At 64.0% G+C, this 8,446-nt stretch carries 9 protein-coding genes; 4 read left to right on the plus strand and 5 right to left on the minus strand.

What is annotated here, in order from left to right; translation table 11 throughout:
- Nucleotides 1-47 precede the first annotated feature (47 nt).
- Nucleotides 48-1,403 carry a dicarboxylate/amino acid:cation symporter gene (locus A9J21_RS24590; protein ID WP_066740170.1) on the plus strand — a complete coding sequence of 452 codons (1,356 nt, stop codon included), beginning with the start codon at nt 48-50 and terminating at the stop codon, nt 1,401-1,403.
- Nucleotides 1,404-1,492: 89 nt separating this feature from the next.
- On the opposite strand, the gene A9J21_RS24595 is transcribed toward A9J21_RS24590, so the two are convergent.
- The 3 genes from A9J21_RS24595 to A9J21_RS24605 form a co-directional block, all read right to left on the minus strand.
- A complete protein-coding gene (locus A9J21_RS24595; protein ID WP_066740171.1) occupies nt 1,493-1,933 on the minus strand; it encodes a YeeE/YedE family protein in 441 nt (146 codons plus the stop codon).
- Nucleotides 1,934-1,935: 2 nt separating this feature from the next.
- Nucleotides 1,936-2,370, minus strand: a complete 435-nt coding sequence (locus A9J21_RS24600; protein WP_066740173.1) for a YeeE/YedE family protein — start codon at nt 2,368-2,370, stop codon at nt 1,936-1,938.
- Between the two features lie 64 nt (nt 2,371-2,434).
- Nucleotides 2,435-2,959 (minus strand): metal-dependent hydrolase, encoded by a 525-nt coding sequence (locus tag A9J21_RS24605; protein ID WP_066740175.1) that lies wholly within the window; start codon nt 2,957-2,959, stop codon nt 2,435-2,437.
- A gap of 206 nt (nt 2,960-3,165) precedes the next feature.
- Between A9J21_RS24605 and A9J21_RS24610 the strand changes: the two genes are divergently transcribed.
- Nucleotides 3,166-3,432: a hypothetical protein gene (locus tag A9J21_RS24610; protein ID WP_066740177.1), complete on the plus strand. Its 267-nt coding sequence runs from the start codon at nt 3,166-3,168 to the stop codon at nt 3,430-3,432.
- A 302-nt stretch (nt 3,433-3,734) separates the two neighbouring features.
- Complete coding sequence (locus A9J21_RS24615) at nt 3,735-4,628, plus strand: DMT family transporter (protein ID WP_066740179.1); 894 nt, start codon at nt 3,735-3,737, stop codon at nt 4,626-4,628.
- A 72-nt stretch (nt 4,629-4,700) separates the two neighbouring features.
- Here A9J21_RS24615 and A9J21_RS24620 read toward each other — a convergent pair whose 3' ends face one another.
- Nucleotides 4,701-6,038, minus strand: coding sequence for an epoxide hydrolase family protein (locus tag A9J21_RS24620; RefSeq protein ID WP_066740181.1), 1,338 nt, complete (start codon nt 6,036-6,038; stop codon nt 4,701-4,703).
- Between the two features lie 356 nt (nt 6,039-6,394).
- Between A9J21_RS24620 and A9J21_RS24625 the strand changes: the two genes are divergently transcribed.
- Nucleotides 6,395-7,603, plus strand: coding sequence for a cytochrome P450 (locus A9J21_RS24625; protein ID WP_066740183.1), 1,209 nt, complete (start codon nt 6,395-6,397; stop codon nt 7,601-7,603).
- 39 nt (nt 7,604-7,642) lie between these two features.
- Here the strand turns inward: A9J21_RS24625 and A9J21_RS24630 are convergent, their stop codons facing one another.
- Nucleotides 7,643-8,305 carry a response regulator transcription factor gene (locus A9J21_RS24630; RefSeq protein ID WP_066740185.1) on the minus strand — a complete coding sequence of 221 codons (663 nt, stop codon included), beginning with the start codon at nt 8,303-8,305 and terminating at the stop codon, nt 7,643-7,645.
- Nucleotides 8,306-8,446: the final 141 nt, after the last annotated feature.

Raw genomic sequence — 8,446 nt, forward strand, 5'->3', positions numbered from 1 at the left:
ACTAAGCTCGCCTTAGCGAATACGCGGAACCCGCAGTGGAGACGACCATGGAAAAAGCCGAACACGCAAAAAAGCCGCTTTATAGGTCTCTGTACTTCCAGGTCATCACCGCCATTATTCTCGGCGTCCTGCTGGGCCATTTCTATCCGCAGACCGGCGAGGCGATGAAACCGCTGGGCGATGGCTTTATCAAGCTGATCAAGATGATCATTGCCCCGATTATCTTCTGCACTGTCGTGGTGGGCATTGCCGGCATGGAGGATATGAAAAAGGTCGGCAAGACTGGCGGGCTGGCGCTGCTGTATTTCGAGATTGTCAGCAGCATTGCACTGCTGGTCGGCTTGCTGATTATCAATATCGTCAAGCCGGGGGCAGGCATGAACGTCGATCCGTCCACGCTCGACACAAAGGGAATCGCCGCCTATACCGGCCCGGGAAAGATGCAGGGAACGGTCGAATTCCTGATGAACGTGATTCCGAACACCGTCGTCGACGCGTTCGCCAAAGGCGAAATCCTGCAGGTCCTGCTATTTGCCGTCATGTTCGGCTTTGCGCTGCACAGGTTCGGCGGGCGCGGCACGCTGGTTTTCGACTTTATCGAGAAATTCTCGCACGTACTGTTCACGATCGTCGGCTACATCATGAAGGTCGCGCCGATTGGCGCCTTCGGTGCCATGGCATTCACCATCGGCAAATACGGCGTCAGCTCCCTGCTCCAGCTTGGCCAGTTAATGGCCACCTTCTACGCCACCTGCCTGCTTTTCATCTTTGTCGTGCTCGGTTCCATCGCACGGTTCCATGGGTTTTCGATCTGGAAGTTCATCAAGTACATCAAGGAGGAACTCCTGATCGTGCTGGGCACATCGTCGTCGGAATCGGTACTGCCGCGCATGATGGCGAAGCTTGAGAATCTCGGTGCCCGCAAATCGGTGGTCGGCCTGGTCATCCCGACCGGATATTCGTTCAATCTGGACGGCACCTCGATTTACCTGACCATGGCCGCGGTGTTCATTGCCCAGGCCACCAATACCGACATGACCCTGACCCAGCAACTCACCTTGCTCGCGGTGCTGCTGCTGACCTCGAAGGGCGCAGCCGGCGTTACCGGCAGCGGCTTTATCGTGCTGGCAGCCACGCTTTCGGCGGTGGGGCATGTGCCGGTGGCGGGTCTGGCCCTGATTCTGGGCATCGACCGGTTCATGTCCGAGGCCCGTGCCTTGACCAACCTGATCGGCAACGGCGTTGCCACGGTCGTCGTGGCGAAGTGGACCGGCGATCTGGACATGGAACGGATGCACAGCAGGCTGAACGGCGAGACCGACATCGAGGCGGACGAGCCGGAAGTGGTACTCGATCAGGTTGCGTCGCATATGCCGGTCGCCGGCACCAGCGAGAAGCAATAGGCCGGACTTCGCGCTGCACGGCGGCAATCCGTCATGGGTGCCGCCAGCGTACTGTCATGTCCGGCCGCGCGGCGCCCCGCCGCTCCGGATCATTCCTGAGGATTCGGCTTTCGCAACGCGCGGGTGCGCTCCACCACCTCGAAGACGGTCATGCCGACCAGCATGGCCGCGACGAATCCCGCTGCCTTGGGATAGCCTGCGCCCAGCGCCACCAGTGCCGGGCCCGGACAAAAGCCTGCCAGCCCCCATCCCACACCAAAACACGCACTGCCCAGCACCAGCCGCGCCGTGACGCCGGTATTGGCCGGCCATTGAAGCGGCAATCCCAGAACCGACCGCCCGCGACGCCGGGCAATGAAAACCCCGGGCACCGTCAGCGCAATCGCCCCGATCATGACAAAGGCCAGCGAAGGGTCCCAGGCACCTGCCAGATCGAGAAAGCCGAGCACTTTGGATGGATTGGCCATCCCGGACACGATCAGCCCAACGCCGAACACCAGGCCGGCCAGCAACGCAAACACGAATGGCATGCTCAGGCTCCCAGGATGTGCCGCTGCACGAAGACGGTCAGGAACCCGGCCGCCATGAAAGTCAGGGTCGCCACGATGGATCTGACCGCGCCGCGCGACATCCCGCAGACGCCGTGGCCGCTGGTGCAGCCACTGGCATAGCGGGTGCCAAGCCCCACCAGAAAGCCGGCCACCAGGATTTCGGGCCAGCCTGCCTCGATCCTGGATATCGCGGGAAAGCCAAATGCCGCCATCACGACCGGGGCGCCAATCAGGCCGGCGACAAAGGCGATTCGCCATGCCACATCGTTGCGTGGCAAGGCGAGCAGTCCACCCAATATCCCGCTGATGCCGGCAATCCGGCCGTTGAAGAGCAACAGCACCGTTGCCGCAACACCGATAAGGATTCCGCCAGCCAGCGAAGCCCACGGCGTAAAGCTGGAGAAGTCGACCAGCATTATCGTAATTCCTCCAAGAAAACCGTGATCATGCCACGCGCCATACCCGGTGCCGGAATCGTGCTCAAAAGTGGATCGTTGCCATGCGCAGATGATGAAGCAGCGCCACGCTGTGTTGCCCATAGAACCAGAGATCGTCGGACACGAAGAAGGCAATCAGCCATGAGGCCGCGACGACAAACAGGTCGCAGCGTCCGCTCTTCCACAAGTTCAGGGAATGACGCCCGGCAATCCACGGTACACCTAACGGATTGGGCCAGTCGGCCAACAGGTGCATCACGCCCCCGCAGGCGAAGCCGAATGCCGGTGCCGCCAGCACGTTGGTGCCAAGGGCGTAATAGGCCCACACCAGCAGGCCGACCCACGCAACGCCCCAATGCGTCCAGGATCGATGGGTAATCCAGAGGCGTCGCGACCTGGACCACCATGCCACTTCCAGCCAGTCTGGCGCGGTGCTGCCGAACAACGCCGCCACGAATCCGAGCACGCCTTCCCAATACCAGCCGTTGCCCGCATGCCTGGCGATAACGGCAACGGCGATAACGGCCGCCGCCCATCCGGTGGCGTGATGTGCCTTGTTTGAAGCCATGGTGACGCGATGCTGGTTCGGCTGCGGTAATCGAGGGGGCGCAATCTTGGCAGATGTGCACGCGAAATGCCAGCGATGCAGGCAAGGCCCGCATTGATTGTCTGGTCCAACGTGCAATGCGGGCACCGCAACCGTTGGCCCTTGGTCCAATGGAACACGCGAGATGATCGGACTACCGTGAGCGGACCTCACTCTGGAGCGAAAGCATGAAGCCCATCGTCATTCTGGCCAGCGCCGTACTTGCCTTGTCTGCCCTGCCCGCCATGGGTCAATCGGCAAGCGGCGCAAAGGCCCAGCCACCCAGCGACGAGATTGTCCATATGCGACAGGAAATCGCGGCGGCACGGAAGACATACGACACCAAGGTCGCCGAAGCAAAGAAGGTCTACAACGACGCGAAGGCCGCGGCGGCCAAGGAACGTGATGCGGCGATTGCCACCGCGCGCGCCAACGCGAATCAGAAAAAGTCGTAGCAGCCAGGCACCCACGGTGACGCGCCAGCCCTGCGGCGGCGCGCCCGACACCACCGCATGGCCGTCGCCATTGACGGCCATGCCGATCCACGGCGATCCGGGCCGCAGCCCGCCCCAGACCTGACCAGGCCTGACCGGCCTGCCGCCGGAATCACCCCCAGCCGCCCCGACCGCCAACCAGAGTGCCGCCAACCGGTACAATCCGCCAGCGGTCATCGCAGTACAACTCCCCGTCAACGAGATCCACCCCTGCCCCGCTGGCTACTACAGGGCCAGCATCGTGCCGGCGCGCCGGTATTTCCATGAAAACAACCCGCATCGATGCCACCACGCTGTTCCTGCTGACGTTTCCGCCGCTGGCCTGGGCCGGGAATGCGATCGTGGGACGTCTGGCAGCCGGCAGCGTGCCGCCGATCACGCTGAATCTCGTACGCTGGCTCATTGCCGGACTGCTGCTGGTGCCCTACGCGTGGCCAGGCGTGGTTGCCCATCGGGCGGCATTGTGGCGGCACGCGGGCATGCTGGTTGCCATGGGCGTATTGTCGATCGCCAGCTATAACGCGTTCCAGTACCTGGCGCTGACCACCTCCACGCCGATCAATGTCACCCTGATTGGCGCCTCGACGCCCCTGTTCCTGCTGGTCATCGGCGCCTGCTTCTTCCGCGAACGGCTGCGCACGTGGCACTTGGCCGGCGCCCTGCTGTGCCTGGTGGGCGTGTCATTCGTATTGATGCGTGGCGAACCGGCCCGGCTGGCCCAGCTTGAGTTTGTCGCGGGCGACCTGTTCATGCTGGCGGCAACCATTGCCTGGAGCATCTACACCTGGCTGCTTCGCAAGCACCGGCCCGACCTGCCGCTGCAGGTGCTGCTGTTTGCGCAGATCGTGACCGGCGTGATCGCCAGCCTGCCGATTGCGGCCTGGGAAATCGGCACGCTGGCCCAGCCGCTGCACTGGAGCGGCAAGGTCGCGTGGATCCTGCTCTATGTGGGCACCGTGCCGTCGCTGCTGGCGTATTTCGCCTGGGATCGCGCCATCGCCCGTGCCGGCGCCCAGTTGCCGGTGTTCTTTATTACGCTGACGCCGCTGTTTGCTGCCGTGTTGTCGACCGTGCTGCTGGGCGACGCGCCACACTGGTACCACGCCGCCGGTCTGGTCTGCATCGGCGCAGGCATCTGGCTGGCCCAGCGCCGCTAGGCCCGCGCCAGACAAAAAAGCCCAGCCATGCGGCTGGGCCAAAAAGCGGGTCAAGTCCGGCGCAGGATCGCGTTACCGCACCGATTTGAACGCCGCACGGAGTTCCTCCGCAAACAGCTGAGGCTGTTCCCACGCCGCGAAATGCCCGCCCTTTGCCACCGCATGGTAGTAGTACAGCGACGGGTACGCCTGCTTGCTCCAGCTTTCCGGTGCCTGGTAGATCTCGTGCGGGAACACGCTGATAGCCACCGGCACCTTGATATCGCGCGTCTTCTGGGTCTCGGCACTGAAGTTGTTATTGTTGTTCTCCCAGTAAAAGCGCGATGACGAAGCCCCCGTGTTGGTTAGCCAGTAGAGCGTGATGTCGTTCAGGATGGCATCGCGCGACAGCACCCGCTCGGGCGCGCCGCCGCTGTCGCTCCACTCGGCAATCTTCTCGTAGGTGAACGACGCCAGGCCCACCGGCGAATCCGACAGCGAATAGCCGATGGTCTGCGGACGCGTGACCATCATCGCGCCATAGGCGGCATTGCGCCCGAAAAAGCTGCTCAATGACTGATAGGCCTTGCGCTCCGGATCGGTCAGTTCCGAAGGCGCCGTATCGCCGGCCAGGATCGACTTCATCAGCGGCCCCGGCACCGTGGCCGGCATGTTCAGGTGGATGGCCTTGAGCCCCGGCGGTGCCTGGCGGGCCAGCGCATCGGAAATGACCGACCCATGGTCCCCACCCTGCGACACGTAGTGCGTATAGCCGAGCCGCTTCATGAGGGTGTCCCACGCGCGCGCCGTGCGATCAGGGCCCCAGCCCAGTTCCGTCGGGCGGCCAGAGAACCCATATCCGGGAATCGATGGAATGATCACGTCGAACGCATCCTCTGCGCGGCCGCCATACGCGGTGGGATCAGTGAGCGGGCCGATGGTCCTGGTGAACTCGAACACCGAGCCCGGCCAGCCGTGCGTCAGGATCAGCGGCAACGCGTTGGGATGGCGCGACTTCACGTGGATGAAATGGATGTCCAGCCCGTCGATCTTCGTCACGAACTGCGGCAGCGCGTTGAGCTGGGCCTCGGCCTTGCGCCAGTCGTACTGCGTGCCCCAGTACTTGACCAGTTCCTGCACGCGGGCGGTCTGGATGCCCTGGGATTCGTCGCTGACGGTCTCCTTGTCGGGCCAGCGCGTGGCAGCAATGCGGCGGCGCAGGTCATCGAGCTGGGCCTGCGGCACATGCACGCGGAACGGCCGGATGCTTTCGTCGGCGTTGACCTGCGTGCCGGCGGCCTTTGCCTTGGGGGCGGCGTCCACAGCCACGGCAGGCTGGAGGTAGCCGGCAAAGGCGATGGCCGCCAAGGTGGCAGCGGCGGCAACCGTCCGGCGCGCCGCCGGGAAATCTCGGTTCAAAGCATGGGACATGATGGTTCTCCTGGTTGGCTCCGGCCCATGCCATGCGGCAATGACCGGGAGCGGGCGTGAATGAACCATCGCAGTCTAGAAATCGAATGCACGCGTGAAATGTCGGCCCGGCCACGTTTTTGGATCGCCATGTATCACCTTGCCCGGGCGATACAGCGTGATACAGAGCGCGCCGCCATCCGGCGATCCGTAACACCTTGTACCAACGGGCGCCACAGATACATTGCGACACATAACGCGATAGATTGCCGGCCGGCGTACTGCTATAAGTTGCAGCGAAAGCCTGGGCCGGACATTCCCCTTGTCCTCCCTCGCCAGAGCAAGCCTATCCAGGCAATCCCAAGAAAAGCGCCCTGATGAAATTCGAGTCCTTCGCCACCCCCGCCTTCTTTGAAAATCCGTACCCGCTGTACGAGCAGGTCCGCAGCGCCGGCCCGCTGTTGCCGCTGGGCCCGAACATCTTTGTCACGGGCCGCTTCCACGTGATCGACGCCCTGCTGCGTGACCGCCGCATGGGCAAGACCTACCTCCAGAGCGTGCAGGCCCGCTACGGCGAGGCCGCCACGCAAGACCCGGTGTTCCAGGCGCTGAGCCGCACCTTCCTGATGATGAATCCGCCGGCCCACACCCGGCTGCGGGCCCTGCTGATGCAGGCGTTCAACCGCCGGCAGGTCGACGCGCTGGCGCAGATCGTCGAGACCACCACGCGCAGCCTGCTCGACAGGATCGGCAACAAGACCGAATTCGATCTGATTGCCGATTTCGCCTTGCCGCTGCCCGTAGAGATCATCTGCCGCCTGCTCGATATCCCGGTCGAAGACGGCGTGAAGCTTGGCACGGCGGCCAGCCGGCTGGCCAGCGCACTCGATCTGGCGCCGCTCGATGCTGGCCAGCTGACAGAGGCCAACGAGGCAGCGCTGACGCTGGAAGCCCATTTCCGCAACGTGGTGGCCCAACGGCGCACACAACCGGGCGATGACCTGATTTCGAGCCTGCTGGCGGTCGAGGCGGACGGCGCGACGCTGACCGAGGCCGAGATCATCTCGAACGTGATCCTGCTGTTCGTGGCCGGCCACGAGACCACGTCGAACATGATCGGCAACACGATGATCGCGCTGTTCCGCGCGCCGGCCGAACTGCAGCGCCTGAAGGCGGGTCTGTCGGATCGGTCGCTGGTTGCCAGCGCCGTGGCGGAGTGCCTGCGCCACGACGGCGCCGTGCAGATGGTGGTGCGCACGGCCTTCGAAGACGTGGCGCTGGACGATGTGAGCGTGCCGCGCGGCAGCATCGTCTTCATGCTGATCGGTGCCGCCAACCGCGATCCGGCCGTGTTCAGCAACCCCGACTGCCTGGACCTGTCCCGCGACGGCGCGCCGTCCTTGTCGTTCGGCGGCGGCATTCACTATTGCCTGGGGGCGCGGCTGGCTACGCTGGAACTGGAATCGGCGATTGCCGGGGTGCTTGGGCGCTTTCCCGCGTTGCAGCCGGTCGATCTGGCGCAGCTGTCATGGCACCGGCGCAATAACCTGCGCGGGGTGCAATCCCTGCGCGTCAGCACGCGCTGAAGTTGCCGGTCTGGCGGGCACAGCCAACCCGCCAGCAGGTCAGACGACGCCCTCGCCCGCCAAAGCCTGCATCATCCGGACCACCTCCACCACGGATCGCGCGTTCATCTTGCGCATGGCGTGGCCGCGATAGATCTTCGCGGTGATCTCGGCCACGCCCATGGCGGCGGCAATCTGCTTGTTCATCAGGCCGGTCACCAGGTGACGCAGCACTTCGCGCTCGCGCACCGTCAGCGTCTCCCAGCTGGCGCGCAGGCCGCGCAGCGCGTGCTCGGCCTCCAGCCGCTTCATGTCACGTTCCAGCGCGGCAATCACCGCATCGATCATTTCCTGGTCCCGGAACGGCTTCGCCAGGAAGTCGACCGCCCCGGCCTTCATGGCGGTGACGGTCATGCGGATATCGCCGTGGCCGCTCATGAATATGATGGGCATGTGCGGCAGGCCCTTTTCCACAACCGAGCGCTGGAATGCCAGGCCGCTCTGGCCGCGCAGCCGGACGTCCAGTACCAGACACGCCGGGCCTTCCGTTTCGGGCGCGCGCAGGAATTCCTCGACGGAGGTGAAGGACCGGACCTGCAGGTCGATCGATTCGAACAAGCCAACCAGCGCGCCGCGCACCAGTTCATCGTCGTCCACGATATGGACCGTGCCTTGCACGAAGTCCAGTACGTCCGGCTGGGGGCTGAGGTCAACGATGGACATGATCGGAACCCATGGCGCGTACGCCGTCAGTCATGCATCCGGCCAGCGCGTGACGCACCACGTCAGGCGTGGCGGGCGCCTGCCATATGCGTACGCCTGTGGCGTCGTGGATGGCGTTCAGGATTGCGGCTGCCGTCGGCA

The sequence above is a fragment of the Cupriavidus sp. D384 genome, from assembly GCF_001652915.1.
Taxonomy (GTDB): Bacteria; Pseudomonadota; Gammaproteobacteria; order Burkholderiales; family Burkholderiaceae; genus Cupriavidus.

Excerpts from the sequence above, each read along its gene's own strand:
- A9J21_RS24615 (WP_066740179.1), top strand. The coding sequence starts at position 3,735 with ATGAAAACAACCCGCATCGATGCCACCACGCTGTTCCTGCTGACGTTT.
- A9J21_RS24605 (WP_066740175.1), bottom strand. The coding sequence starts at position 2,959 with ATGGCTTCAAACAAGGCACATCACGCCACCGGATGGGCGGCGGCCGTT.
- A9J21_RS24630 (WP_066740185.1), bottom strand. The coding sequence starts at position 8,305 with ATGTCCATCGTTGACCTCAGCCCCCAGCCGGACGTACTGGACTTCGTG.
- A9J21_RS24625 (WP_066740183.1), top strand. The coding sequence starts at position 6,395 with ATGAAATTCGAGTCCTTCGCCACCCCCGCCTTCTTTGAAAATCCGTAC.
- A9J21_RS24590 (WP_066740170.1), top strand. The coding sequence starts at position 48 with ATGGAAAAAGCCGAACACGCAAAAAAGCCGCTTTATAGGTCTCTGTAC.
- A9J21_RS24595 (WP_066740171.1), bottom strand. The coding sequence starts at position 1,933 with ATGCCATTCGTGTTTGCGTTGCTGGCCGGCCTGGTGTTCGGCGTTGGG.
- A9J21_RS24620 (WP_066740181.1), bottom strand. The coding sequence starts at position 6,038 with ATGTCCCATGCTTTGAACCGAGATTTCCCGGCGGCGCGCCGGACGGTT.
- A9J21_RS24600 (WP_066740173.1), bottom strand. The coding sequence starts at position 2,370 with ATGCTGGTCGACTTCTCCAGCTTTACGCCGTGGGCTTCGCTGGCTGGC.
- A9J21_RS24610 (WP_066740177.1), top strand. The coding sequence starts at position 3,166 with ATGAAGCCCATCGTCATTCTGGCCAGCGCCGTACTTGCCTTGTCTGCC.